This window comes from Pseudoclavibacter sp. AY1H1, from assembly GCF_002931055.1.
In the GTDB taxonomy this organism is placed as follows: Bacteria; Actinomycetota; Actinomycetes; order Actinomycetales; family Microbacteriaceae; genus Pseudoclavibacter.
The window spans coordinates 66676-92082 of the sequence record NZ_PSXX01000008.1; the positions used below are offsets into that span (position 1 = coordinate 66676).

Annotated in this window: 27 protein-coding genes; 20 read left to right on the forward strand and 7 right to left on the reverse strand. The window is 68.8% G+C overall.

What is annotated here, in order from left to right; genetic code table 11:
* The first annotated feature begins 17 nt into the window (after positions 1 to 17).
* The 9 genes from C5E05_RS19835 (at position 18) to C5E05_RS13015 (ending at position 7074) form a co-directional block, all read left to right on the forward strand.
* Positions 18 to 203, forward strand: coding sequence for a hypothetical protein (locus C5E05_RS19835; RefSeq protein WP_146080459.1), 186 nt, complete (start codon positions 18 to 20; stop codon positions 201 to 203).
* A 110-nt stretch (positions 204 to 313) separates the two neighbouring features.
* Complete coding sequence (locus C5E05_RS12980) at positions 314 to 757, forward strand: PaaI family thioesterase (protein WP_104342154.1); 444 nt, start codon at positions 314 to 316, stop codon at positions 755 to 757.
* Between the two features lie 81 nt (positions 758 to 838).
* Positions 839 to 1276: a DUF3151 domain-containing protein gene (locus C5E05_RS12985; RefSeq protein ID WP_104240074.1), complete on the forward strand. Its 438-nt coding sequence runs from the start codon at positions 839 to 841 to the stop codon at positions 1274 to 1276.
* Between the two features lie 129 nt (positions 1277 to 1405).
* The gene (locus tag C5E05_RS12990) at positions 1406 to 2692 is read left to right on the forward strand and encodes an adenylosuccinate synthase (RefSeq protein WP_104240075.1); all 1287 of its coding nucleotides are present in this window, start codon (positions 1406 to 1408) and stop codon (positions 2690 to 2692) included.
* A gap of 124 nt (positions 2693 to 2816) precedes the next feature.
* Positions 2817 to 3578 (forward strand): alpha/beta fold hydrolase, encoded by a 762-nt coding sequence (locus C5E05_RS12995; RefSeq protein WP_104240232.1) that lies wholly within the window; start codon positions 2817 to 2819, stop codon positions 3576 to 3578.
* Between the two features lie 57 nt (positions 3579 to 3635).
* Entirely contained in the window at positions 3636 to 4052 is a 417-nt protein-coding gene (locus C5E05_RS13000) for a DoxX family protein (protein ID WP_104240076.1), read from the forward strand.
* Between the two features lie 9 nt (positions 4053 to 4061).
* The gene (locus tag C5E05_RS13005) at positions 4062 to 5654 is read left to right on the forward strand and encodes a CYTH and CHAD domain-containing protein (RefSeq protein ID WP_104240077.1); all 1593 of its coding nucleotides are present in this window, start codon (positions 4062 to 4064) and stop codon (positions 5652 to 5654) included.
* 53 nt (positions 5655 to 5707) lie between these two features.
* A complete protein-coding gene (locus tag C5E05_RS13010) occupies positions 5708 to 6502 on the forward strand; it encodes an SDR family NAD(P)-dependent oxidoreductase (protein WP_104240078.1) in 795 nt (264 codons plus the stop codon).
* Positions 6499 to 7074 (forward strand): pyridoxamine 5'-phosphate oxidase family protein, encoded by a 576-nt coding sequence (locus C5E05_RS13015; protein ID WP_104240079.1) that lies wholly within the window; start codon positions 6499 to 6501, stop codon positions 7072 to 7074. The genes C5E05_RS13010 and C5E05_RS13015 overlap by 4 nt, the downstream gene beginning before the upstream one ends.
* Positions 7075 to 7079: 5 nt before the next feature.
* Here C5E05_RS13015 and C5E05_RS13020 read toward each other — a convergent pair whose 3' ends face one another.
* Positions 7080 to 8219, reverse strand: coding sequence for a hypothetical protein (locus C5E05_RS13020; RefSeq protein ID WP_146081116.1), 1140 nt, complete (start codon positions 8217 to 8219; stop codon positions 7080 to 7082).
* Between the two features lie 201 nt (positions 8220 to 8420).
* Positions 8421 to 9608 (reverse strand): ROK family protein, encoded by a 1188-nt coding sequence (locus C5E05_RS13025; protein ID WP_104240081.1) that lies wholly within the window; start codon positions 9606 to 9608, stop codon positions 8421 to 8423.
* A gap of 169 nt (positions 9609 to 9777) precedes the next feature.
* Between C5E05_RS13025 and C5E05_RS13030 the strand changes: the two genes are divergently transcribed.
* The 5 genes from C5E05_RS13030 (at position 9778) to C5E05_RS13050 (ending at position 15928) form a co-directional block, all read left to right on the forward strand.
* The gene (locus tag C5E05_RS13030; RefSeq protein ID WP_104240082.1) at positions 9778 to 11307 is read left to right on the forward strand and encodes a sugar ABC transporter ATP-binding protein; all 1530 of its coding nucleotides are present in this window, start codon (positions 9778 to 9780) and stop codon (positions 11305 to 11307) included.
* Complete coding sequence (locus tag C5E05_RS13035) at positions 11304 to 12398, forward strand: ABC transporter permease (RefSeq protein ID WP_104240083.1); 1095 nt, start codon at positions 11304 to 11306, stop codon at positions 12396 to 12398. The genes C5E05_RS13030 and C5E05_RS13035 overlap by 4 nt, the downstream gene beginning before the upstream one ends.
* A gap of 122 nt (positions 12399 to 12520) precedes the next feature.
* A complete protein-coding gene (locus tag C5E05_RS13040; RefSeq protein WP_104240084.1) occupies positions 12521 to 13594 on the forward strand; it encodes a substrate-binding domain-containing protein in 1074 nt (357 codons plus the stop codon).
* 87 nt (positions 13595 to 13681) lie between these two features.
* Positions 13682 to 14914 carry a Gfo/Idh/MocA family protein gene (locus C5E05_RS13045; protein ID WP_104240085.1) on the forward strand — a complete coding sequence of 411 codons (1233 nt, stop codon included), beginning with the start codon at positions 13682 to 13684 and terminating at the stop codon, positions 14912 to 14914.
* A gap of 3 nt (positions 14915 to 14917) precedes the next feature.
* Positions 14918 to 15928 carry a sugar phosphate isomerase/epimerase gene (locus tag C5E05_RS13050; RefSeq protein WP_104240086.1) on the forward strand — a complete coding sequence of 337 codons (1011 nt, stop codon included), beginning with the start codon at positions 14918 to 14920 and terminating at the stop codon, positions 15926 to 15928.
* A gap of 45 nt (positions 15929 to 15973) precedes the next feature.
* On the opposite strand, the gene C5E05_RS13055 is transcribed toward C5E05_RS13050, so the two are convergent.
* Entirely contained in the window at positions 15974 to 16453 is a 480-nt protein-coding gene (locus C5E05_RS13055; RefSeq protein WP_104240087.1) for an Lrp/AsnC family transcriptional regulator, read from the reverse strand.
* Positions 16454 to 16542: 89 nt separating this feature from the next.
* Between C5E05_RS13055 and C5E05_RS13060 the strand changes: the two genes are divergently transcribed.
* From C5E05_RS13060 to deoC, 4 genes are all read left to right on the forward strand, one after another.
* Positions 16543 to 17160 carry a YitT family protein gene (locus C5E05_RS13060; RefSeq protein ID WP_104240088.1) on the forward strand — a complete coding sequence of 206 codons (618 nt, stop codon included), beginning with the start codon at positions 16543 to 16545 and terminating at the stop codon, positions 17158 to 17160.
* A 592-nt stretch (positions 17161 to 17752) separates the two neighbouring features.
* On the forward strand, positions 17753 to 18403 hold the full coding sequence (locus C5E05_RS13065; RefSeq protein ID WP_104240089.1) for a GNAT family N-acetyltransferase: 651 nt from the start codon (positions 17753 to 17755) through the stop codon (positions 18401 to 18403).
* A 57-nt stretch (positions 18404 to 18460) separates the two neighbouring features.
* Positions 18461 to 18886 carry an organic hydroperoxide resistance protein gene (locus C5E05_RS13070; RefSeq protein WP_104240090.1) on the forward strand — a complete coding sequence of 142 codons (426 nt, stop codon included), beginning with the start codon at positions 18461 to 18463 and terminating at the stop codon, positions 18884 to 18886.
* On the forward strand, positions 18886 to 19578 hold the full coding sequence (gene deoC / locus C5E05_RS13075) for a deoxyribose-phosphate aldolase (protein ID WP_104240091.1): 693 nt from the start codon (positions 18886 to 18888) through the stop codon (positions 19576 to 19578). The genes C5E05_RS13070 and deoC overlap by 1 nt, the downstream gene beginning before the upstream one ends.
* 125 nt (positions 19579 to 19703) lie before the next feature.
* On the opposite strand, the gene C5E05_RS13080 is transcribed toward deoC, so the two are convergent.
* Entirely contained in the window at positions 19704 to 20354 is a 651-nt protein-coding gene (locus C5E05_RS13080; protein ID WP_104240092.1) for a GntR family transcriptional regulator, read from the reverse strand.
* A gap of 11 nt (positions 20355 to 20365) precedes the next feature.
* A complete protein-coding gene (locus tag C5E05_RS13085; protein ID WP_104240093.1) occupies positions 20366 to 21427 on the reverse strand; it encodes a cation diffusion facilitator family transporter in 1062 nt (353 codons plus the stop codon).
* Positions 21428 to 21555: 128 nt separating this feature from the next.
* Here C5E05_RS13085 and C5E05_RS13090 point away from each other — a divergent pair, with 128 nt between their 5' ends.
* A complete protein-coding gene (locus tag C5E05_RS13090; RefSeq protein WP_104240094.1) occupies positions 21556 to 21945 on the forward strand; it encodes a chorismate mutase in 390 nt (129 codons plus the stop codon).
* 66 nt (positions 21946 to 22011) lie between these two features.
* Here C5E05_RS13090 and C5E05_RS13095 read toward each other — a convergent pair whose 3' ends face one another.
* Positions 22012 to 23199, reverse strand: coding sequence for a MalY/PatB family protein (locus C5E05_RS13095; protein ID WP_104342155.1), 1188 nt, complete (start codon positions 23197 to 23199; stop codon positions 22012 to 22014).
* A 99-nt stretch (positions 23200 to 23298) separates the two neighbouring features.
* On the opposite strand from C5E05_RS13095, the gene C5E05_RS13100 reads away from it, so the two are divergent.
* Positions 23299 to 24600: an O-acetylhomoserine aminocarboxypropyltransferase/cysteine synthase family protein gene (locus C5E05_RS13100; RefSeq protein ID WP_258064863.1), complete on the forward strand. Its 1302-nt coding sequence runs from the start codon at positions 23299 to 23301 to the stop codon at positions 24598 to 24600.
* A gap of 247 nt (positions 24601 to 24847) precedes the next feature.
* Here C5E05_RS13100 and C5E05_RS13105 read toward each other — a convergent pair whose 3' ends face one another.
* Entirely contained in the window at positions 24848 to 25384 is a 537-nt protein-coding gene (locus C5E05_RS13105) for a CGNR zinc finger domain-containing protein (protein WP_104240096.1), read from the reverse strand.
* Between the last annotated feature and the right edge of the window lie 23 nt (positions 25385 to 25407).

Sequence of the window (25407 nt, forward strand, 5' to 3'; positions counted from 1 at the left end):
TTAAATAAGCTACCTATGTGCTCAAACAACGACGCAGGCTCAACCGCAGTGCCGTAGCCGCCGCTCGACGACGGGCAGAAGAGCGCTACTGGGACGTCTACCAGCGCACCATCATGCCCGGGGAGCTTCTTGCGCTCTGCTTCGTGGGTGCCACTATCTCGATCGGAATCGCGGTCTCGTTCTTCGCCTTCCTCCCCTGGTAGCGCGAGCGGCCACTTGGATGGTCGCCACAAGGCTCTCGAAGTGCCAGCCGATGGGTGCGAGGCTCTTCGGTGCGCATCCATCTCCGGATGCCATGGCGCAAAGGAGCGACATGACCGACCCGACTTCGATGACCGGCCTCGAGCAGCTGAGGGCTCACCTCGCGAACGGTGCAGAGATCGCTCCGATCGCGCAGCACTTCGGCATGACCATCGTGAGCTTCGCCGAGGGCGAGGTGATCTTCGAGGGTGTTCCCGACCGGTCGCACTACAACCCCATCGGAACCGTGCACGGCGGATTCGCGGCGACGCTCCTCGACTCGGCGTGCGGCACGGCAGTCCACACGACGCTCCGCCCGGGGCAGGCCTACACATCCCTCGAGATCAAGGTCAGCTTCCTGCGCCCCATGACCGTGGAGACGGGCCCCGTCCGGGTGCGCGGTCGCGTCGTGAAGTCAGGGGCGAGGGCGGCGTTCGTCGAAGCCGAGCTCAGGGACTCCGCCGACGTGCTCCTCGCTACGGCGACCAGCACGTGCGCGATCTTCCCAGCGCGCTGACCCGGTCTTCTGAGTCGCGCTTCTCCACAGCTTCACTTCTCGAGCGCGCCCCGAAACGAGCACAGGATAGAATCGGCTCCCGTGACCGGAACGAATCTCCTCGGCATCCCCGAGACGCGCCTTGCGGCTGAGCCAGAGGTCGTCGACGACCTGTCCAACCTGCCCCACGACCAGGCCGCGCTTGCAGCCATCGTCGAGAAGCACCCGGCCTCATCGCTGGCGTGGGCGACCCTCGCAGACGCCGCGCACGCCGACGGCAACACGATCGGCGCGTACGCCTACGCACGCGTCGGCTACCACCGGGGGCTCGACGCCCTTCGCAAGGCCGGGTGGCGAGGCCAGGGCCCCGTGCCGTGGTCGCACGACCCCAACAAGGGAGTCCTGCGCGCGTTCTACGCGCTCCGACGAAGCGCAGCAGAGATCGGCGAGGAGGGCGAGCCCGAGCGCCTCGCCAGCCTGCTCCACGACGCCGACCCGCAGGCGATCACCGAGATCGAGCGGATGCACGCGGCGAGCTAGCGGCGCATCCGCACCAGCAGACAAGCAGGGAACAAGGCAGGGCCGCCGAGTCGGTCCGCCGACCGCGCGGCTCACGCCACGCACACGACAGGCGCGAGCTGCGCCGATCCGACAGAACAGGGGCGACACATGCCAGGCGTAGCAATCATCGGCGGCCAGTGGGGCGACGAAGGCAAGGGCAAGGCAACCGACCTCCTCGGCGACCGCATCGACTACGTCGTGAAGTTCAACGGCGGCAACAACGCCGGCCACACGGTCGTGATCGGTAACGAGAAGTACGCGCTGCACCTGCTGCCCTCCGGAATCCTCACCCCAGGCGTGACCCCCGTCATCGGCAACGGTGTCGTCATCGACCTCGACGTGCTCTTCCACGAGATCGACCACCTCGAGGCGCGCGGCGTCGACACCTCGAAGCTGCGCGTCTCCGCGAACGCGCACCTCATCACCGGGTACCACACCACGCTCGACAAGGTCACCGAGCGGTTCCTCGGGAAGCGCCAGATCGGCACCACCGGACGCGGCATCGGCCCCGCCTACGCCGACAAGATCAACCGCATCGGCATCCGCGTGCAGGACCTCTTCGACGAGAACATCCTCCGCCAGAAGGTCGAAGCAGCGCTCTTCGGCAAGAACCACCTCCTCGTGAAGGTCTACAACCGTCGCGCGATCACGGTCAACGAGATCGTCGACGCGCTCCTCCTCCACGCCGAGCGCCTGCGTCCCATGGTCGGCGACACCTCGCTCGAGCTCTACGACGCCCTCAACGCGGGCCGCAACGTCGTCTTCGAGGGCGGCCAGGCGACCATGCTCGACGTCGACCACGGCACCTACCCGTACGTGACGTCCTCGTCCTCGACCGCGGGAGGCGCATCCACGGGCGCCGGTGTCGGCCCGACCCAGATCAACCGCATCATCGGCATCGTCAAGGCCTACATCACGCGCGTCGGAGCCGGCCCCTTCCCGACCGAGCTGTTCGACGAGTGGGGTGAGCTGTTGCGCACTCGCGGCGGCGAGTTCGGCACCACCACCGGACGCCCGCGCCGCACCGGCTGGTACGACGTTCCCGTCGCCCGCTACACGGCCCGCATCAACGGGGTCACCGACTTGGTCATGACGAAGCTCGACGTGCTCAGCGGCATCGAGCGCATCCCCGTCTGCGTCGCCTACGACGTCGACGGCGTCCGCTTCGACGAGATGCCCGTCTCGCAGTCGGACATCCACCACGCGAAGCCCATCTACGAGTACTTCGACGGCTGGACCGAGGACCTCTCCGGCTGCCGCACCTTCGAGGAGCTGCCCGAGAACGCGCAGCTTTACGTGCAGGCACTCGAGCGCCTCTCCGGTGCCCGCATCTCCGCGATCGGCGTCGGCCCGAAGCGCGACGAGATCATCCAGATCCACGACCTGATCGACTGACCGCGGGCAGCGCGGGCAGCGCCGTCAGCGCCCGTGTGCGGGCAAGCGCTCAACGCCTGAGACAATCGACGACGTGAATAGCGCCCCCGCAGCCCTGACCGTCCTCCCAGACCCCCAGTTCGTGATGGTCGGCGACGGTCACCGCATCGCCACGTACACGTGGGGAGATGTGGACGCGCCGACGGTGATCGTCGTGCACGGCTTCGCGTCGAGCACGAAGGACAACTGGGTGGCGACGGGCTGGGTGCGCGACCTGCTGCGCGCCGGCTACCGCGTGCTCGGCCTCGACCAGCGCGGGCACGGGCAGAGCGACAAGCCCTACGAGGGGCGCGACTACGACATCCGCACGCTGGCCTCCGACGTCGAGGCCGTGCTCGACGCGTACCTCGTCGACACCGCGCTGTACGTCGGCTACTCGCTCGGCGCGCGCGTCGGCTGGGAGGTCGCACAGGACTTCGCCGACCGCATCCCGCGGGTCGTGCTCGGGGGAGTCCCGGATGGCGTGCCGCTCGGGCGCCTCGATATCGATCAGGTGCGCGAGCTCATCGACCACGGCACCCCGGTGCAGGACCCGGTGACGCAGAACTACCTCGCCCTCACGGAGCGCGTCGGAGGCAACGACCTGCGGGCGCTGCTCGCGATCGCCGAAGGGATGCGCGCGTCCGGCAAGGCCGACCCCGACCTCGGCCGTGTGCCGCAGCAGCCGGTGCTCTTCGCGACCGGGTCCCGCGACGGCATCATCGAGGGGTCCAAGGCACTCTCCGCGGCGACGCCCAAGGCCCGCTTCTTCGAGATCCCGGACCGCCACCATTTCAACGCTCCAGGCTCGCGTGACTTCCGTGCCGCAGCCCTCGCCTTCCTCGCCGAGGAAGTCCAAGAGGGCTAGCGGACCCCGGAGGGTGGCGACTGGGTGACGTTCGGGAGCGCCGGGCAAGATGCTTCCATGTCGTCCAGAACACTCGAACGCCGCTCCCGCGGACACGGCGGGGCCATCCCGTGGATCGTCGTCCTTCCCTTCGCCGTCTCCGGCGTCATCCACCTCGTGAAGCCCGCCGTCTTCGAACCGATCATCCCCAAACCGCTGCGGGGGCACAGCCGCGAGCTGGTGGTCGCTTCCGGCGTCGCCGAGCTGGCGTGCGCGGCGGGGCTCGTGCGCCCGTCGACACGGTCGATCGCGGGGCTCGCGAGCGCGGCCGTGCTGCTCGCGGTCTGGCCCGCCAACGCCCAGATGAGCGTCGACCTGGGCCGCCGGGCGTGGCGGAAGCGCACCGCCTCGTCGGTCGTCGCGTTTGTCGTCTCCGTTGCTCGCCTGCCGATGCAGCTCCCGCTCATGAGGGCCGCGCTGGGCTCCGGGAGCTAGCCTTTCCGAATGAGCATCGAGTCGAAGAACGATCAGGTTCGGACGACCTCCGAGCAGCGCGAGATCGAGCGGAAGTACGACATTCCCGAGGGGGCGGGGGAGCCCGAGCTCTCGAAGCTCGGCGCGGGGCTCCGAGCAGGGGAGCCGGTCACGGAGACCCTCGTCGCCGAGTATGTCGACACTCCCGAGCTAGCGATCCTCGACGCCCGCTGCGTGCTGCGTCGCCGCACGGGTGGCGACGACGAGGGGTGGCACCTGAAGCGTCCGCGCAGCGGCGACGAGCGCATCGAGGTCCACGCGCCCGTGGGCGCCCCGCGGCGGATCCCGCCGGAGCTGCGCGCCGAGTTCGCGGACATCATCGGCGAGCGCCCCGTGCTTCCGCTCGTGGAGCTCACGACGACGCGCACGACCACTGAGGTGCGTGGCGGCGGCGCGTGGTCGGCCGGCGGGGCGCGGGATGACGACGACGCGCTCGCCGCGCTCATCTGCGACGACGTCGTGCACGCCAGGGTCGTCCGCATCGGCGAGGAGCGCACGCTCGAGTGGCGGGAGTTCGAGGTCGAGCTGGCGGACGGCGCATCGATCCGGGTCTTCGACGAGATCGAGGCGGTGCTCTTCGACGCCGGCCTCACCCCGTCCATCCACCGTTCCAAGCTCGTTCGCAGCCTCGACGGGGTCCAGCCCGCGCAGGCGCCGACGGGGCAGGGGACGGCCGGCGACGCGGTCGTCTTCGCCATCGCGTCGCGGTTCGGCGAGTTCCAGGAGCAGGAGGCCGCGGCCCGCATCGATGCGCCGGACGCGGTGCACCAGGCGAGGGTCGCCCTGCGCAGGCTGCGGAGCCTCCTCAAGGTCTTCGGCGCCCTGTTCGAGGCGGATGCGGTCGCGTCGCTCGCCGGGGAGCTCAAGTGGGCTGGGGGCGTGCTGGGGGCTCCCCGTGATGCGGAGGTCCTCCGCGAGCTCGTGCTCGCCGAACTCGACTCGGCGGGACACCTCGAGGCGGGCGCGGGGGCCGTCGACGTCGCCAGAGCGCGGATCGAGGCGCTCATCGGCGACCGGCACGCAGCCACCCTCGCGTCCTTCCGGACGGAACTCGATGGGGAGCGCTGGGACGCGCTGCACGACAGCCTCGTCTCCTTCGTCACCGCGCCCCCGTTCGCAGGGCTCGCCGATCGGCGCGCCCTCGGCACCATGCGGAGCCTGACCCGCACCGCCATCGCCACGGTCGAGAAGCGGACGGAACGCGCCCGCAAGAAGCCGAAGAAGCTCGAACGCTGGCACGACGTGCGCAAGGCCGCGAAGTCGGTTCGCTACGGCTACGAGGCCATCGACGAGCTGCCGGACGCGACGGCGAAGAAGCAGCGCAAGGAGTGGAAGCGCCTCGCGCAGGCCTTCGGCGAGTTGCAGGACTCGTCGATGCTCGACGAGGAGCTCGGCGTGCTGAGCGAGCAGCTCGGTCAGTCCGCGCAGGAGGAAGAGCGCGGAGAGACGGGTGCAGAGGACCGCGACGCCGTCGCCGTGCTCGGGGAGCTCCGGACGCGCATCCGCGCCCGCCAGAACGACGCGCTGCGAGTCGCCCGCGACGCCCTCGACGACCTGGCCTGACCGGCCGGCGAGATCTGCACGGACCGGTCAGGCGGTGGTGCCAGGATCGGCGCATGCACATCGATCTCTCGGGCCGTACGGCCCTCGTCACGGGTTCCACGCAGGGTATCGGCCTTGCGATCGCCGCGGATCTCGCCGCCGCTGGCGCGCACGTCATCGTGAACGGGCGCGGAGCCGCCAGCGTGGAGTCGGCCGTCGCCGAGCTGCGCGGGCGCGTGCCAGACGCGACGATCGAGGGGGTGCCCGCCGACCTCGCGACGGCGGAGGGCGCGGCCGTCGTCCGCTCTGCGTTCCCTGACCTCGACATCCTCGTCAACAACCTCGGCATCTACGGCAGCACGCCCGCTCTCGAGATCAGCGACGAGGAGTGGCTGCGCTACTTCGAGGTGAACGTGCTGTCGGCCGCCCGTCTCATGCGCGAGTACCTCCCGGGCATGACGTCGCGCGGCTGGGGGCGGGTGATCTCCATCGCGAGCGACTCAGCCGTCGTGATTCCCGAGGAGATGATCCACTACGGCATGACCAAGACGGCGCTGCTCGCGGTCTCGCGCGGCTACGCGAAGGCGGTCAAGGGCACCGGGGTGACCGTCAACGCCGTCATCGCGGGGCCGACGCACACCGGCGGCGTCGAGGCGTTCGTGGCGGAGCTCGTGGGCGACGACCTCGCCTGGGACGACGCGCAGCGGGAGTTCATGCGACGGCACCGGCCGCAGTCGCTCATCGAGCGTCTCATCGAGCCGGAGGAGATCGCGCACCTGGTCACCTACCTGGCATCGCCGCTGGCCTCGGCGACGACCGGAGGCGCCCTGCGCGTCGACGGCGGCTACGTCGATTCGATCCTGCCGTGAGCGTCGAGCGCAGCCTCGATGTTGGCGACATGGGTGAGGTGTGGGCGTCGCTCGTCGCAGCCACGACGGGGCGCACGCCGTTCACGCTCGGCTACCTCGGCACCGTGGCGTCGGGCGGCGAGCCCCGCGTCCGTGCCGTGATCCTGAGAGCCGTGGATGAGCGGCGCGGCGTCGTGGCGTTCGCGACGGACAGTCGGACGGCGAAGGTCGGGGAGCTGGCCGAGAACCAGCGAGCGGCCCTCACGTTCTACGATCCGGAGCGCGACGTGCAGCTGCGCCTGGGCGGCCGCGCGGAGGTCGTCGCCGACACTGCCGTCCGGCGCGAGATCTGGGACGGGCTCGGGGCGGGGTCGAAGCGGCTCTACGACAAGCCTGAGGTGCCCGGGACTCGGCTGGCAGAGGGGGACTCCGATGCTCGGGGGACGGGCGATGAGGCTGCGTTCGAGCGCTTCGCGTGGGTCCGGGTCACGGTCGACGCGATCGACGCGGTCGACCTCTCCGGCGCTGAGCACATCCGCTGCCGCCACACACGAGGAGTCGACTCCTGGGCAAGCGATCGGCTGGTTCCCTAGGCGCGCTACTGCATGGGCGCGTTCAGGTTCGACGCCCAGGTTCGAATCGCTGAACGCTCGTTCTCGTCGCACACGTAGCCGTAGCCGATGGTCGTGTCGCCGTTCGTGAGCGACCACTCACCGTAGTAGGTCAAGGCGTAGCAGTCGGCCATGGCTTCGGCACTGCCCTGGAACAGGCCCTGCGCGAGCAGGTCGTTGTACTCGCCGCGATAGTCGAAGACGCTGGCGTTGTCGGCACGCTGGTAGACGTGGGCCAGCTCGTGCACGACGGTGAACTTGCTCGACCACTCGCCGAGCTCGCTCTCCGGGAGCAGGTGCACGGTGAGCGAGTCCTCCTTCGTGATGCACCCTGTCGTGCGCCAGTCCTCCCGATCGTCGGCCGTGCACGCGGTTGCCGCATCCCACTGCACGTCGATAAACCCTTTGCCTGCCGTGTCCACGATGCTCTCCGTGACCAAGCCGCTGGTGTTCACGCGCCGGGCTTGAGCCTCAGCGACGCTGACCTCGAGTCCCTCTCGGAAGGTCTTCGCCTGCGCTGCGATCGTCTGCGCGGTGTACTCGAGCAGGTTCGGATCAGCCATCTTCTCGTCCTGCCGGAACAACCACTCGAATTCAGCGACGAGCCAGGCGACGGGAGACTCTTCGAACTCGAGGGACAGCTCGTCGATCTTGGCGCGTTCGTCCGCGTAGAGCGCGCGCTGGGTGTCGATCTCGGAGTCTGCCGTGGGGGCAGCATCGGGTGTCGCCACGCTGGAGGAGCCGCCCGTCTCATCACCCCCGGAAAAGAGCAGCGCGCCGAAACCGGCGAAGACGACGACGGCCACGATGGCCACGACGGCCAGGCATCCGCACCCGGCGAGCCAGCCGCCGACTCCGCGGCTTCGGCGAGACACGTGCGGTGCTGTCGCCGGTGCGAGTGCTGGACCTGCTGCTGACGCCGCTGGTTGGTGACCGGGCGTTCGTCCGGTCGACAGCGTCGGGTTGACGCCTCGGATCCAGCGGATGAGCTCGGGGGAAGCGGCTGGGTTCGCGGCGATGAGCGCATGGAGGTCCCAGCGCTGGGCGGCGAGATCGACGAGGACCTGCAACGGTGTGCTCGGATCGCAGGCGATTGCGTGCGCTGCCCTTGGCTGCCGGTCGTTCATGCACTCCCCTTGCTGTTCTGGCTCACCGCTCGGGAGAGATGCGGTGCTGTCTGCTCCAGGAAAGGACTCTCCCGCGGCGATTCTGGCACCGGTCCAGCGTAGTCCGCGGTGCGCTGCTGGCCGCTGCACCGCGTCCGTCTGTCCGAGAGTCGACGATCTGTGTCGCTCGATGGCGTCGCCGGGGCACGCCGGTGGGAGCGGCTAGGCGAGGGCGGCGTCGATGGCGTCGGCCGAGAGCACGTGGTCGATGGCGAGGGCGCTGGCGCCGAGGATCGCGGCGTCGCCTCGGGCTCGCGACGCCACGACCCGAAGGTGCTGCGTCGCGAGCGGCAGTGAGCGCGAGTAGACGACTTCGCGGATGCCGGCCATGAGCTGCTCGCCCGCCTCCGCGATGCTCCCGCCGATGACGATCATCGACGGGTTGAGCATGCTGACACAGGCGGCGAGCACGGTGCCGACATCGCGGCCGGCCTGACGGAGGGCCCGGGCTGCGCTCAGGTCTCCCGAGCGCACGAGCGCCACGATCTGCCCGCTGCCCGACACCTCGATGCCCTCCTCGCGGAGCCTTCGGGCTATTGCGTCGCTCCCGGCGACGGCTTCGAGGCAGCCGAGGTTGCCGCACCTGCAGGGGATGCTCTCGGCGCCGGGCACGGCGATGTGCCCGATGTCGCCAGCGGCACCTCTGGCGCCGCGTCGCAGCGAGCCGTCCGCGATGATGCCGGAGCCGATTCCGGTCGCGACCTTGACGAAGAGCAGGTCGGAGACCTCGGGCCACTCGCTCCGGTGCTCGCCGAGGGCCATGATGTTGACGTCGTTGTCGACCAGCACAGGAGCGTCGAAGTGGGCGCCGAGCCTGCCGGCGACGTCGGCGTCGTCCCAGCCGGGCATGATGGGCGGGTTGATGGGTCGGCCGGAGCTGAACTCGACGGGCCCGGGGAGGCCGACGCCGACGCTCACGAGCTCGCGGCGCCCGCGGTTCGACGCGGCGAGCATCTCGTCGCCCTTCGTGCACACCCAGGCCAGCACCGCGTCCGGCCCGAGGTCGATGGGCAGCTTGTCCTCCGAGTCGGCGATGATGTTCGAGGCGAGGTCGGTGAGGGCCATTCTCGCGTGGGTCGCACCGAGGTCGACGGCGAGGACAACTCTGCTCTCGGGGGAGAAGGCGAAGACGGCGGGGGGCCTGCCGCCCGTCGAGTGGGCCTCGCCGACGGTCACGATGAGGCCCGCCGTCATGAGCATGTCGATGCGGGTCGCGACCGTGGAGCGGGCCTGGCCGGTGACGGATGCGAGTTCAGCGCGCGTGCGGGGGGCGCCGTCGCGGAGCATCTGGAAGAGCTCTCCGGGGCCAGGCTGGCGCGACGCCGGCTTCGGCAGCTGCTCGATGACCATGCGCGTCTTCTCTCTCGGGTCGGGGGTCGGCGGGAGCCGACTTCGCCACGTTACCGCTCTGCCCGTCTTCGGTGACTGCGACGCTTCTGTGTGGCGGCGTATCTCAATTGTGCAACAGGCAAGACACTTTTGCTTGACCGTCGACAAAAGTGACGGTAGCTTTCGACACATGGTCAACGAAGACCCCACATCGGGTCCCTCCCCCCTCCTGCAGATGCGTGGCATCGTCAAGCAGTTCCCAGGTGCTCGGGCGCTCGACGGCGTCGACCTCGACGTCCTCCCCGGCGAAGTCCACTGCCTCCTCGGCCAGAACGGCGCAGGCAAGTCGACGCTCATCAAGGTGCTCGCAGGCGCACACCAGCCCACCGAGGGCCAGCTGCTCCTGGACGGCGAGCCCATCACCATCCCCAACCCAGTCGCTGCACTCGGGCTCGGCATCGCCACGATGTACCAGGAGCTCGACGTCGTCGACGGCCTGACCGTCGCGGAGAACGTGTACCTCGGGCACGAACTCGACACCGCGGGCGTCTCCAGGCGTGCCGAGGCGAAGCAGCGGACGAAGGAGATCCTGGCGCGGCTCGGGCACTCCGAGATCTCACCCACGACCGAGGTCGGCGAGCTCTCCGCCGCTGGCAAGCAGATCGTCTCCATGGCTCGGGCGCTTTCGCACGAGGCCCGCATCATCGTCATGGACGAGCCCTCCGCGGTGCTCGACTCCGAGGAGGTCGCGAACCTCTTCCGCGTGGTCGAGGAGCTCACGAAGGCGGGCGTCGCGATCATCTACATCTCGCACCGGCTCGAGGAGATCCGCACGATCGGCGATCGCATCACGGTGCTCAAGGACGGCCGCACGGTCGCCCAGAACCTGCCGGTCAGCGAGACTCCGACCTCGGAGCTCATCACCCTCATGACCGGCCGCAAGGTCGAGTACCTGTTCCCCGATTCCCCTGAGCTCCCATCGGATGCGCCCGTGCTGCTCGACGTGCAGGACCTCGCGCTCGCTGACACGTTCTCGGACGTCTCGTTCACCGTCTCCGCTGGCGAGATCGTCGGATTCGCGGGGCTCGTCGGTGCCGGCCGGAGCGAGATCATGGAGACCATCTACGGCGCACGCAAGGCGACGGGCGGCACGGTCACGGTCGAGGGCAAGACGCTCGCGCGCGGTTCGGTCACGGCTGCCGTGAACGCGGGCATCGGCCTCGCGCCGGAAGAGCGCAAGAGCCAGGGGCTCCTGCTCGACGAGCCCGTCTACCGGAACATCACGCTCTCCACGTTCCAGCGCTTCGCCTCGTTCTCGTGGCTGAAGGAAGGCGACGAGCGCCGCGCTGCGAAGGAGCAGGCGGAGTACCTCGACCTGCGGCCGGCTGGCGTCGATCGCGACATCCGCACGCTCTCGGGTGGCAACCAGCAGAAGGCGATGCTCGCCCGCTGGCTCGTGCACGGCTGCCGCGTGCTGCTGCTCGACGAGCCGACCCGAGGCGTCGATGTCGGCGCGCGGGCGGAGATCTACGCCCTCATACGCAAGCTCGCCGACGAAGGCGCGGCGGTTGTCGTCGTCTCCAGCGAGATCCCGGAGGTCCTCGGCCTCGCCGACCGGGTGCTCGTCGTCTCCGAAGGGCGAGTCGTCCACCAAGGCCCAGCATCCGCTCTCGATGAGCACGCCGTACTCGACATGGTTATGGAAAGCAGCGCAGCATGAGCACTCAGACTCCCCAGTCCTCCGCCCCGAGCGGCGGCTCGCCATCCCAGGACGGCACGATCATCGCCCCCGCCGCCGACGAGAGCTCCCGCGTGGAGCACGAGGTCGCCAGCGACAACGCCAAGCGCGGCGGTTTCTTCCGTGGCAGCTCTGCCCGCAACTTCGGCCTCATCCTGGCGCTCGTCGTGCTCTGCATCGCGGGCACGGTCTCGGCGGGTGAGCGCTTCGCGAGCGTCGACAACCTCATGGTGGTGCTGAGCCAGGCGTCCATCATCGGCGTCCTCTCGATCGGCATGACGTTCGTCATCACGGCGGGCGGCATCGACCTGTCCGTCGGCTCCGTGCTCGGGCTCGCCTCGGTCTGGGCGACGACGCTCTCCACGCAGGCCTACGCGGAAGCGTGGGGATGGTGGGTCATCGTGCTCACCTCGCTGCTCGTCGGGCTCGGCGCCGGTGTCGTCAACGGTGTCCTCATCGCCTACGGCAAGGTGGTGGCGTTCATCGCGACGCTCGCCATGATGGTCGCCGCCCGTGGGTTCGCGGAGCTCATCGCCGGTCGTCGCACGCAGATCGTCAACGTCGACTCGTTCCTCGAGACCTTCCGCGGCGACCTCCTCGGCATCCCGGTCATCGTGTGGATCTTCGTGCTCGTCGCGATCGGCGGCTGGTTCCTCCTGAACCGCACCACCTTCGGGCGCCGTACGGTCGCCGTCGGCGGCAACCCGGAGGCCGCGCGCCTCGCCGGCATCAAGGTGAAGCGCCACACGATGTACCTCTACGCGCTGGTCGGTCTGACCGCCGGCATCGCGTCCATCATGATGCTCGCCCGCACGACGGCGGGCTCGTCCACCAACGGCATGCTCTACGAGCTGGATGCGATCGCGGCGGTCGTCGTCGGCGGCACCCTGCTCGTCGGCGGTCGCGGCACGATCGTCGGCACCGTCCTCGGCGTCCTCATCTTCGCCACCCTCACGAACATCTTCATCCAGGCGAACCTCGACAGCTCCGTGCAGGCCATTGCGAAGGGCGCGATCATCGTGATCGCCGTCCTCCTCCAGCAGCGCTTCTCGTCGCGGGCCAAGACGTCCTAGCCGCGGGACGGGGCGCGAGGCAGGCCCTCCAGCCCGATCCTCTCCAGACCCATCCTCTCCAGACCCACCGAACCCCACCAGACCCAAACCCCATCACCATGGCAGCATCAAAGGAGATCCCCATGTCCACGAGTTCCTTCAGGAAGACAGCTTCCCGAAAGCGCCGGATCCTCGCAGCAGGCGCAACGGCCGCTTCGGCGCTGCTGCTGCTCACCGGCTGCCTCTCGAACACCCCGCCGGCGGCGGAGGGCGAGGCGCCAGCAGGCGGCAACGCCACGGCGTCCGACAACGACGCGGCCGGCGAGCCGCTGGTCATCGGCTTCTCGGCCCCGGCGGCCGACCACGGCTGGATGGGCGCAATCACGTCTGCCGCCGAGGCTGAGGCCGCGAAGTACGAGGACGTCGAGCTTCGGGTCGCAGAGGGCACGAATGACGTGAACCTCCAGATCAGCCAGATCGAGGGCTTCATCAACGACGGTGTCGACGCCATCGTGCTGCTGCCCTTCGACGGCGCCGCCCTCACCGAGGTCGCGACCAAGGCGATGGAGGCGGGCATCCCGGTCATCAACGTCGACCGCGAGTTCACGAGCCCCTTCGCAGCCCGCACGACGGTGCTCGGCGACAACTACGGCATGGGCGTCAGCGCCGGCACGTACATGTGCGAGCAGCTCGCGGACAAGCCAGACGCCGTGGTCGCCGAGATCGCCGGCATCGACTCCCTGCCGCTCACCCAGGAGCGCAGCCAGGGCTTCGCGGATGCGCTCGGCGACTGCGGTCTCGAGGTCTCGAACCGTGTCGCTGCCGACTTCACGGTGCAGGGCGGTGAGCAGGCGGCCACGAACCTCCTGCAGGCCGCTCCGCAGATCGACGCGATGTGGAACCACGACGACGACCAGGGTGTCGGTGTCCTCTCTGCCATCGAGAACGCCAACCGCGACGAGTTCTTCCTCGTCGGCGGCGCGGGCTCGGCGAACGTGATGCGCGAGATCCAGGAGGGTGACAGCGTCGTCAAGGCGACCGTCGTCTACCCGTCGACGCAGGCGGCCGACGGCATCAAGCTGGCCCGCCTCATCGCGCACGACCGCTCGCTCGGCGACCTCACGTCGCAGAGCGTCCCGCGTCTTGTGCAGCTCTACGCTCCCGTCGTGACGAGCGAGAACGTCGGCGACTACATCGACGCGGCGTTCGAGTCGTAACCAGCTGCTCACACTGTCCGCGCGGGGCGGGGCTCTCCTCCTCTCTGACTCCGCCCCGCGTTGGCCTCCTGAACGAAAGAGTGAACAATGAGTCAAGACGCACAGCCGGACCTGGGCATCGGCATGGTCGGCTACGCCTTCATGGGGGCCGCGCACTCGCAGGCGTGGCGGAACGCTCCCCGCTTCTTCGACCTGCCGCTCGCGCCCAAGATGCGCGTCGTGGCTGGCCGGAACGCCGCGAAGGCGGCGCAGGCCGCTGACAAGCTCGGCTGGGCATCGAGCACCTCGGATTGGCGGGAGCTGCTGACTCGCGACGACGTGCAGCTCATCGACATCTGCTCGCCGGGCGACACGCACGCCGAGATCGCCATCGCGGCGCTCGAGGCGGGCAAGCACGTGCTCTGCGAGAAGCCGCTCGCCAACACGGTCGAGGAGGCCGAGCGGATGAACGCGGCGGCGATCGCCGCCGAGGCCCACGGCGTGCGCGCCATGGTCGGCTTCACGTATCGGCGAGTGCCGGCGATCCGACTCGCGCAGCAGCTCGTCGCGGAGGGTCGCATCGGCGACATCCGTCAGGTGCGAGCCCAATACCTGCAGGACTGGCTCGCTGACGAGAACGCGCCGCTCTCCTGGCGTCTCGACAAGGAGAAGGCCGGCTCGGGTGCGCTCGGCGACATCGGGGCGCACATCGTCGACCTCACCCACTTCATCACCGGCCAGCAGCTGAGCGGAGTCTCGGGTCTCGTGGAGACGTTCGTGAAGGAGCGACCCGTCGCCGAGGACTTCGCGGGGCTCTCCGGAACCGGCGGCACCGAGCGCGGCCCCGTCACGGTCGACGATGCCGCAGTCTTCTTCGGTCGCCTGCAGGGCGGCGCCATCGCCGTGTTCGAGGCCACGCGCTTCGCGTACGGTCGGAAGAACGCGATCAGGCTCGAGATCAACGGAACGACAGGATCGATCGCCTTCGACTTCGAGGACATGAACGTGCTCGAGTACTTCGACGCGAGCGGCGATCCCACCACGGCCGGGTACACGCGCATCATCGTCACCGAGCCAGAGCACCATCCATTCATCAAGGCGTGGTGGCCGGCCGGCCACGGGCTCGGCTACGAGCACGCCTTCACGCACCAGGCGGTCGAGCTGGTCGAGGACATCGCGGCTCGCCGCGCTCCGGCGCCCTCGTTCGCCGACGGCCTCGCCGTCCAGCGGGTGCTCGCCGCCGTCGAGGAGAGCTCGGCAAACGGCAGCTCGTGGGTCTCGATCCCCGTGCCGAGCGATGCCCCGCACACCTCAGTCGAACCAGAACTCCAGAGGAGCTAGTCCATGTCTCGTCCTGTCACGTTGTTCACCGGTCAGTGGGCCGATCTGCCGTTCGAGGAGGTCGCTCGCCTCGCGGGGGAGTGGGGGTATGACGGCTTGGAGATCGCCTGCTGGGGTGATCATCTGGATCCGTGGCGGTGGGATGACGCCGAGTACGTCCAGGGCAAGCTCGACGTTCTCGAGCGCAACGGTCTCAAAGTGTGGACGATCTCGAACCATCTCAAGGGGCAGGTGGTGTGTGATGACCCGATCGATCAGCGCCATCGGGACATCGTGTCCGACCGGGTGTGGGGCGACGGTGAGCCGGAAGGGGTGCGGCAGCGTGCTGCGGAGGAGCTGAAGAACACGGCCCGCCTGGCCGCGGCGCTGGGTGTGAAGACCGTCACGGGCTTCACGGGGTCGAGCATCTGGAAGTACGTGGCGATGTTCCCTCCCGCGACGGAGGCGATGGTGGATGCCGGCTACCAGGACTTCGCGGATCGGTGGAACCCGATCCTGGATGTGTTCGAGGAGGTCGGGGTCCGGTTCGCGCACGAGGTGCACCCGTCCGAGATCGCGTATGACTACTGGACCACGAAGCGTGCGTTGGAGGCGATCGGGCATCGGGAGTCGTTCGGGTTGAACTGGGATCCCTCGCACATGGTGTGGCAGGACATCGACCCGGTGGGGTTCTTGTGGGACTTCCAGGACCGCATCTATCACGTGCATTGCAAGGACACGAAGAAGCGCCTCAGCAATGGTCGGAATGGGCGGTTGTCGTCGCATCTGCCGTGGGCGGATCCGCGGCGGGGGTGGGACTTCATCTCGACCGGGCACGGGGACGTGCCGTGGGAGGACTGCTTCCGCATGTTGAACGCGATCGGGTACGAGGGGCCGTTGTCGGTGGAGTGGGAGGACGCGGGTATGGACCGTCTCGTGGGTGCTCCGGAGGCGTTGGGGTTCGTGCGCACGCTGTCCACGTACCGCCCGTCGGAAGCGGCGTTCGACTCGGCGTTCTCCACGAAGCAGGACTAGCCCCGAAGCAGGACGAGCCCACGAAGCAGGACGAGCCGGCGCGGATCAGCCCTCTGCGAGGTCGTCGAGGATGAGCGCCAGCCGGTACGGCACGACCTCGGAGAGCGAGACGGTGGTGCTCGTCCGTGTGACGCCGGGCAGCTCGAGCATGGCGCGCGTCACTCGATGCAGGTCGCTCGTGTCCTTGGCGACGACACGCGCCAGCAGGTCGGCATCACCGGTCGTCGAGTGCACCTCCACGACCTGGGCCATCTCGCCGAGTCGCTCGTAGGCCTCGTCGGCGGCATTCTGGCTGAGGGAGAGCGCGACGAAGGCGGTCAGCGGATAGCCGAGGGCGGCGGCACTGAGGCGGGTGCTCTCCGGCGAGAGCATCCCCTCGTCGGCGAGCCGCGACAGGCGAGCGTGCACAGTGTTCCGGGCGACGCCGAGCTCTCTCGAGAGGGCGAGCACGGACGCGCCGGGGAGTCGGTCGAGCGTCCGGATGATGCGGGCGTCAAGGGCGTCGAAGCCGCGATGATTGGGCAAATCTCCTCCTCAGGTGCGGAGAGCGTGCAAACTGCTCAGTCCGCGCAGCTTGTCTTGCGCAGACTACCCCCGGGCGACATGCTCGGCGCATGCCTGAACTCGTCGCGCCTCCACGCCACCGCGCTCTCGACGACATCGCCGGCCTCGCCGTCGGAGTTCTGGTCATCTCGTTCGGGCTCTTCCTCCTCAAGTCGGGCGGCCTCGTCACCGGAGGGACCGCCGGCCTGGCGCTGCTGCTCGGGTACGTGCTGCCCGTTCCATTCGGAGTCATCTTCGTCGTCGTGAACCTGCCGTTCTTCGCGCTCGCCGCTCGAGGCAAGGGCTGGCGGTTCGTCGTGAGGAGCCTCGTCTCGATCGCGCTCGTCTCCGTGCTGACCTCGCTGCATGCATCCGTCGCGGGGGTTGGGCCTCTCGAGCTGCCTCCCGTCTACGCGGCGGTGCTCGGCAACGTCCTGTGCGGCGTCGGGCTGCTCATCCTGTTCCGACACAACTCGAGTCTCGGCGGATTCACCGTCGTCGCACTCGTGGCGCAGGAGAAGTTCGGCGTGCGGGCCGGCTACGTGCTGCTCGCGCTCGACCTGCTGGTGGTGCTTGCCTCCTTCACCGTCCTCGACCCGTCGCAGGTGCTCATCTCGGCGCTCGGTGCCGGCGTGCTGAGTCTCATCATCATGCTCAATCATCGGCCGGGCAGGTACCGAGCCTCCTGACCTCAGGCGCCCGTCACCGCCCGCGCATGCAGTGATGGGCACCAACCTCCCCCGAGGTTGGTGCCCATCGTCCCCTGCCGCGGTCGCCAGGTGAGGAGTGCAGTCGGGCGTCGTCCCCCGATGACGCCCACCCCGTGTTGATGCGGGCTGCAGTTTCTCGAACCCGGCGTTACGCGCCGGCGAGGGGAGTATTTGGTTGCTCTCTGTTCCGTTCGCCGCCTCGAGCCGCAGCTCGAGATCTCACGGATGTGGTGGCTGTGCCGCCGAAGGCTGCTTCACTTTCGTGGGGTTGCCCGGGCGGTGCCGTTTCGCTCACCACATGGAGGAAGCTAACACGGTGGTGGCGGGCCGACGCGCGCGTCTGGTGTCGCTAATGAACCGTTTAGTCCATTCGGATCGTCCACATGTCTTTTGGTCGGTGTGCTCGTGAATCCATGCCTGATCTGGCGATTCGCGGGGTCTGCGACGGGCCGATCCAGGCTGCGAAAGCGGAATCGGCATTCCGTGCCGCTGTGCCCGAACCCGCAGCGCGCCTCCCGGCGCTGGACGCGTCGCTGTCGATCGGCGCGCTCGGATCGTGTTTCATGAGGGTATGCATCTCGAACCCTCGCAGGTACTCGAAGGCCGGCACGTCTCGCTGCATCCGGCGAGCGCGGCAGGCTGGGCGGAGCTGGGCGATGTCCTCTGCGTGCCAGAGGTGTTCGCCTCCGGATGGGGTGGGGGTCCCGCTGGGATGCCCGACCGTCGAGACTGGGGCGACTGGGTGGAGAACTACACGCCTGGGCCCCGAAATGGATGCACCTACGTCGTCAGAGTCAACGGCGGGCCGCAGCACGGGCGGGCTGTCGGCACGACCTCGATCGGTCGCGTCGACCTGGCCAGGGAGTCGGCGGAGATCGGGTGGACCGCCTACACGCCAGCGGTGTGGGGGACCGTCGTGAACCCGGCCACGAAGCTGGTGCTCCTCGACCACCTCTTCCGGGTGGGCTTCGGGAGAGTCGAGTTCAGCGTCGACAACCGCAACGAACGCTCGCAGGCGGCGCTCGCCAAGCTCGGCGCTGCCCGGGAGGGGGTGCTGCGGCGTCATCAGCTCCGTGCGGACGGCACCTGGCGAGACACGGTCCGCTTCTCCGTCATCGAGCCAGAGTGGTCGACCGTCCGCGAACGGCTGCGTGCACGTGTCGAGGCCGGGCAGGCGCTGGTGGGCGAGGCGGGTCCCGTCGACGGAAGATCAGCCCGCTGAAGGAGAACGCGGAGCTCGGCTCAGCGTGTCCGTCAGCAGACGTGGTTCCATGGACCCATGACGACTCCTGTGTACACCGCAATTGCCCACGCTTCCGGTGGTGGCCGCGACGGCCACGTGCGTTCGGAAGACGACCGCATCGATCTCGACACGCGTCCCCCGAAGGAGATGGGTGGCAGCGGAGAGGGCACCAACCCTGAAGAGCTCTTCGCCGCCGGATACTCGGCCTGCTTCCTCGGCGCATTCCACGCGGCAGGAAAGCAGCTCGGCAAGGACACGAAGGACGCCGCCGTCTCCACCTCGGTGGGAATCGGCAAGCGCGAGCCCACTGGCTTCGAGCTCTCGGTGGTCCACGACGTCTACGCGCCGAACCTGTCGAGCGAGGAGACCCAAGAGGTCGCTCGCATCGCGCACGAAGACATCTGCCCCTACTCGCACGCCACCCGCGGCAACGTCGACGTGCAGATCAACATCGTCAGCTGATGGCGGAGGTGAACGAACAGTCGCATCCGGATGACCGGGTCACGCGAGCCGAGCTCGCGGGCATCGTCGACCACACGCTGCTGAAGACCGACGCGACCCCTGGGCAGGTGGCTGCCCTCCTCGAGGAGGCCAAGGCCCTGAAGGCGTTCTCCATCTGCGTCTCGCCCAACATGCTCCCCGTGCAGGGAGACCCGGGCGAGGTGAAGATCGCGACCGTGGTCGGCTTCCCCTCCGGGAAGCACCACTCCGCGATCAAGGCCGCAGAGGCGGCGCGGGCCGTCGCCGACGGCGCCGACGAGCTCGACATGGTCATCGACATCGGCATGCTGAAGGCTGGCCGGGCCGACCTCGTGCAGGCGGACGTCGCCGCGGTCCGCGAGGCCGCCCCGTCCGCACTCCTCAAGGTCATCATCGAGTCTGCCGCGCTGACGGACGACGAGATCGTCGCCGCCTGCCAGGCTTCCGAAGCCGCGGGGGCCGACTACGTGAAGACGTCGACGGGCTTCTCGGCCGCTGGCGGAGCATCCACCCATGCCGTGGCGCTCATGCGTGCCACGGTCGGCGAACGGCTCGGCGTGAAGGCGTCCGGCGGTATCCGCTCGACGGCGGATGCGCTTGCCATGGTCGAAGCCGGCGCCTCACGCCTCGGCCTCTCCGGAACGGCAGCTGTGCTGGACGGCCTCAGCGGCTAGAAGTCCCGCATTCCGGGTTCCCATTCGGCGGCCCGGAACGCTGAACGTGCGAAGAGCGCATGCCCTCAGGGGCATGCGCTCTTCGTCGTTGTGCCTCGAGCTCGCGCGCCGGTCGCGGTGCCCGTTCAGGCGGTGCGCGGTGTGAGGTGCCGGTGCACGGCCTCGTGGATGCCCTCGATGTCGCCCTGCTCGGTGAGGCGGACGAGTTCCTCGTGATGGGTGCTGAAGTCGCCGAGCGCGGGGTGCGCGCCGATTGCGTGCGAGGTGCAGATGAGCGACTCGGTCGCGATGGTCGAGTACGCCCGGGAGAGGCGCGAGTTGCCTGCACTCTCGACGAATCTCCGGTGGAAGGCGTGGTCGATGCGGAGTGCCCGGATCTCGTCGCCGGCATGGGCGGCTTCGTGCAGCTCCGCCACGACGGCGGACAGGGCCGAGGCGATGCTCGCCCGCTCGGCGGGGGACTTGGCCGCGATGACGGCGGCGGCCGCGCACTCGAGCACTTCCCTGGCCGCGAAGATCTCCGCGGCGTCCTCGTCGGTGAGTTCTCGGACGAAGACGCCACGATTGCGGCGGCTCTCGAGCAGGCCCTCCTGGACGAGCCGCTGCAGCGCCTCACGAACCGGCCCGCGCGAGACCTCGTAGTCAGCGGCGATGCGCGCTTCGTTCAGCTGCGCGCCTGGTGCGAACGAGCCGTCGATGACCTGCTCGCGGAGATGGTCGGCGATGATCGCCGAGGTCTGCTGGCTCTGGAGGCCAAGCGTGGCTGCTGCGCTCATGGGATGCGTCCTCAGCTGTGGAGCTGACCCGAGTGGGCCGCGTGGTCGACATGGGTGGCGGGCTCGACCTGGAAGGTGCTGTGGCTCGTCTCGAAATGCTCCTTGAGGCACGCGTCGAGCTCGCAGAGCACGGCGTCGAGGCCCCGCTCGTCGAGCGTCTCCGGGGCGACGACGACGTGGGCGGAGAACATGGGCACGCCGGACGTGATGGTCCACGCATGCACGTCGTGCACATCCACGACCCCGGGCACGGACCGCAGGTGCCTGCGAGTGGCGTCGAGGTCGACGTTCTTCGGGGTGGCTTCCATGAGCACGTCCACCACCTCGCGGAGCAGGCTGATGGCCCTTGGGAAGATGAGGACGGCGATGAGGATCGACGCGATCTGGTCGGCGACCATCCACCCCGTCACCCAGATGACGATGGCCGCGATGATGACGGCCACCGAGCCGAGCAGGTCGCCGAGGACCTCAAGGTACGCGCCGCGCACGTTCAGGCTCTCCTTCTGGCCCGATCGCAGCACGAGGAGCGAGACGAGGTTCGCGACGGCTCCGATGACCGCCGCGGCGAGCATGATGCCGGACTCGACCTCCACCTCCTGCCCGAATCGGCGGATCGCCTCGATGAAGATCGTGACGGCGATGACGCCGAGGATGAGTCCGTTGATGAGTGCCGCCAGCACCTCCGCTCGCTGGAAGCCGAAGGTGCGGCGGGAGGATGCGGGGAGCGTCGCCACGTAGCTGGCGAGGAGCGCGACGGTGACGCCGGCCGCATCCGTGAGCATGTGGCCGGCGTCGGCGAGCAGGGAGAGCGAGTTCGAGGCGAAGGCTCCGACGATCTGCACGAGGAAGACGCTCGCCGTGATGGCGAGGACGATGATGAGCTTCTTGCGGTGCTTGCCCGTGGCCGTCGTGTGGTCGCCGAGCCCGTGGCTGTGCCCGTGGTCCTCGTGGAGCTCGGAGGAGCGTTCGACGCACGGATGCGTCGGGCTGAAGGCCTCGCCGCCGTCGTGGTCGTGCGCCGGCTGATCGCCGTCGTGGCGGTGGCCGTCGGCAGGCTCGGTGGGGTTCGACATGCGTCCAGGCTAGCCCTGCTGTCTATTGTTGACAATCTCCAATCCTGGGACGGTTGCGGGGAGTATCGGTCCCGTGCCGCGCCTGGCGCGTATTTCTCGCGACACGGAGCCAGCGCTAGGCTCCTGGCATGTCCTCATCGAGCGAAGCCCCCGCAGTCAGGAACGAGCACGTCGATGGCGTCGAGGCCCCCGCATCCGCTCGCGACGCGCAGGTCCAGCACACGTCGGACGATGCAGCGCTGCGCCGGCTGACCTCGATCCGCGGCAGCATCGACAACATCGATGCCGCGCTGGTGCACATGCTCGCCGAGCGCTTCAAGTTCACGACCCTCGTCGGTGAGCTGAAGGCGGAGCACGGCCTGCCGCCCGCAGACCCCGACCGTGAGCGACGCCAGATCCTCCGCCTCCGCCAGCTCGCGGAGGAGGCGCACCTCGACCCCGAGTTCGCGGAGACGTTCATCAACTTCGTCATCGCCGAGGTGATCCGCCACCACGAGCGCATCGCCGAGCAGAACTAGGCGATCGGTCTCGGCGAGCGGGCCTAGGCCCGCCCGCCTGCCGCTCCGTTGGGAGGGTGCGGTGCCCTAGCGGGCCGCGAGAGCGTCGGCCATGCGCCGGATGATCTCCTCGATCACCGGCTTCGGGGTGGCGAACACGATGCGCACGTACTGCTCGAAATCGGCCCCGCAGGACGCGCCTGCGGTCAGGGTGACGCCGGCGTTGTCGAGGAAGAACTTCGCGGGTGGGCCATCGATGCCGAGGGCTGACACGTCGAGCCAGGCCACGTAGGTCGATTCGGGCACGATGGCGCGCACGCCGGGCAGGAGCTCGGCAACCAGCCGGAAGAGCAGGTCGCGGTTCTCGACGAGCGCCGCGTTCACCTCGTCGAGCCAGCCGTCGCTGTCGCTGTACGCGGCCTCGGCAGCGAACGCACCCAGGATCGACGAGCCCCACACGACTCCGAAGCCGAACGTGCGGTAGTGCTCGAGGTCGGCGTCGTTCGTGAAGATGATCTGCGCGGACTTCAGGCCCGCGACGTTCCACGCCTTCGAGGCCGCCGTCGATGTCACCGAGTGGCGGGCCGCTTCGGCCGAGACGGACGCGTACGGGATGTGCTGCGGCCCGTCGAGGGTGAGTGGCGCCCAGATCTCGTCCGCGAAGACGCGGCCGCCGCCGCGCTCGACGATGTCGGCGAGGCGGAGCAGCTCCTCTCTCGTGTAGACGGCGCCCGTCGGGTTGTGCGGGTTGACGAGCACCACGTTGGCCGGCCCGTTCGCGAAGGCACGCTCGATGCCCTCGAAGTCGAGCGTCCAGCGCTCGTCTTCGATCACTCCCGCCACCTCGATCGTCTCGCGCCCCTGCAGCGCGTCGGTCACGAGGAACGGCATGTACGCGGGCGTCGGCACGATGATCGGGGAGTCCGGAGCCGTGAAGTGGCGCACGAACACGTCGAAGGCGCCCATGACATCGGCGATGTGGTGGATGCGCTCGGGCTCCACCGCCCAGCCATAGCGTCGCTCGAAGAACGCGGATGCGGCCGTCGCCGTGCGCGCCCAGGTGGGTGGGGCGAGATAGCCGAGCTCGTCCTCCTCGACGGCTCCGAGGATCGCCTGCCGCACGTTCGACGCCGTCCCGAAATCCATCTCCGCGACCCACGCGCCGATGGTGCCCTCGTTGAGGCTCCACTTTCGGCTGTCGGGGCGGGCCAGCTCCGCGCGGGTGACGGCGTCGAAGCGCCTCGTGGTCTCGGTGCTGCTTGTCGGCGAGGGCATGTGGGAAACGTAACCACGCAAACGCTCGAGGCCCCTCGCGTATTTCCAAAGGTTTCGCCGCGGCTCCACAAGCTGACGCGAGTTCCGTACGTTGACCCTGTGGCCATTGAAGAGCGAAACGAACAGACCTTTGCGACCAGGCAGATCCACGCCGGCGCGGTCGTCGACAGCGACGTCGGCGCACGCGTGACCCCGATCTACCAGAGCGCCGGGTACGTCTTCCCGTCCTACGACGAGGCCGAGGCCCGATTCTCCGGCGAGAGCGTCGGGCGCGCCTATTCGCGCGGCGACAACCCGACGAACGTCGTCGCGGGGAAGCGCATCGCGAACCTGGAAGGTGGGCGGAACGGGCTCGTCGTGTCGAGCGGGCAGGCGGCCATCGCCATGACCCTGTTCTCGCTGGCCGCCTCCGGTGACCACATCCTCTCGACGGCGAGCCTCTACGGGGGCACCCGGCAGCTGTTCGACGGCAGCCTCACCCGGCAGGGCCTGAACTTCGAATTCCTCCGCGCGGATGCGAGCGAGGAGGAGTGGCTCGCGCGCATCCGCCCCGAGACTCGGGCCGTGTACACGGAGTCGATCCCCAACCCGAAGAACGACGTCGTCGACCTCGAGCTGCTCGGGCGCGTAGCCGCCAAGGCCGGGGTGCCGCTCATCGTCGACAACACGGTCGCGACCCCTTACCTCTGTCGTCCCATCGAGTGGGGCGCCGACATCGTCATCCATTCCACCTCGAAGTGGCTCTCGGGTCATGGCTCAGTCATCGGCGGTGTCATCGTCGACGCTGGGAAGTTCGACTGGGCCGCCAACTCCGAGCGGTTCCCGCACTTCACGAAGGGGTCGTTCGAGGGGGCCCCTTCCTTCATCGAGCGGTACGGCGCCGACACGTTCATGAGCTACGTGAAGTCGGTCACGGTCCTCGACTACGGACCCACGGTGCCGCCGACCAGCACGTTCCTGTTGCTGCACGGCATCGAGACGCTGTCGCTGCGCATGGAGCGCCATGTCGCGAACGCGCAGCGCGTCGCCGAATGGCTCGAGGCCCGACCCGAGGTCGCCTCGGTCGATTACTCGGGACTGCCGTCGAACGAGTACCACGCCCTCGCCCAGAAGTACCTGCCGGACGGTGCTGGTTCCGTCGTCTCGTTCGACCTTCCCGGCGGCCCGGATGCGGCGCGCAAGTTCGTGGAGGCCCTCGACCTGGTCAGCCACATGACGCACATCGGCGACGTGCGATCGCTCGCGCTGCACATGGAATCGACGATCTTCAAGCGCTCCTCGCAGGAGCAGCGCGACGAGGCCGGTGTGACTCCAGGACTCATCCGCCTGTCGATCGGCATCGAGGGGATCGAGGACATCCTCGCCGACCTCGAGCGCGGCCTCGAGGCGACGCGGTCCTAGCAGGCGCGGCCCCTGCCTGGCGCGGCCCTGCCTGGCAAAGCTCCGGGATGTCGGCGTCGCGCGCGTGCGACTCGCGCCGGGTGAGCTTGCAGGGTTTCTGCATCCCTGATGGGTTTCGGCGTTGGGCGTGATGGGTTTCGGTGACTGGTCATGGGTTTCTTCCCATCACGGTCGCGGAAACCCATCACGCGCATCCGGGGCACCTCGCAGGTGCCCTCGGCGAGGAGCGTGCTGGGTGCGGATGCGCTCACCTCGTCGCGCGAGCCCGGTGTCGGCGAACGGCGGCCCGGTTCGCGCAACGCACCGAGCAGTAGCGCTGGCGCCCGTTCCGGGTGACGTCGACGACCACGTTGCGGCACTCGTCGCCCTCGTCGAGGCCGGCCGCGCACCGGCCGAGGCGGTGCATGCCTCGCGTCGTGAGGTGCAGGGCGGTGCCGACGGTGATGACGGCGAGCAGGATGTCCGGCAGGGACATGTTCCAGTCGCGGTAGTGGAGGTGCCAGCCTTCGTTGTCGTGGTTGGTGAGGCGCGGATATGCCGTCGCCGAGGCCATGAGGGTGTTGAGGACCTCGGCGCGCTGTTCGTCACTCGGGGCATCCACGACGCGGAGCCACTCGTCGATCACGGCTCGGGTGCGCGCGTGGTCCTCGGCCTCCGGCGGAAATGGCATGGTCATCCCGTGCTCGCGGGTGCGAGCGAGGAGCGCGGGGCGGTCCGCTGGCCAGTCGTTGGCCAGCGAAGCGGCCAGGATGACGGCGTACTCACCGTAAGGGTTGAGATGCATAAGGCTATTACACCAGGCTCGAT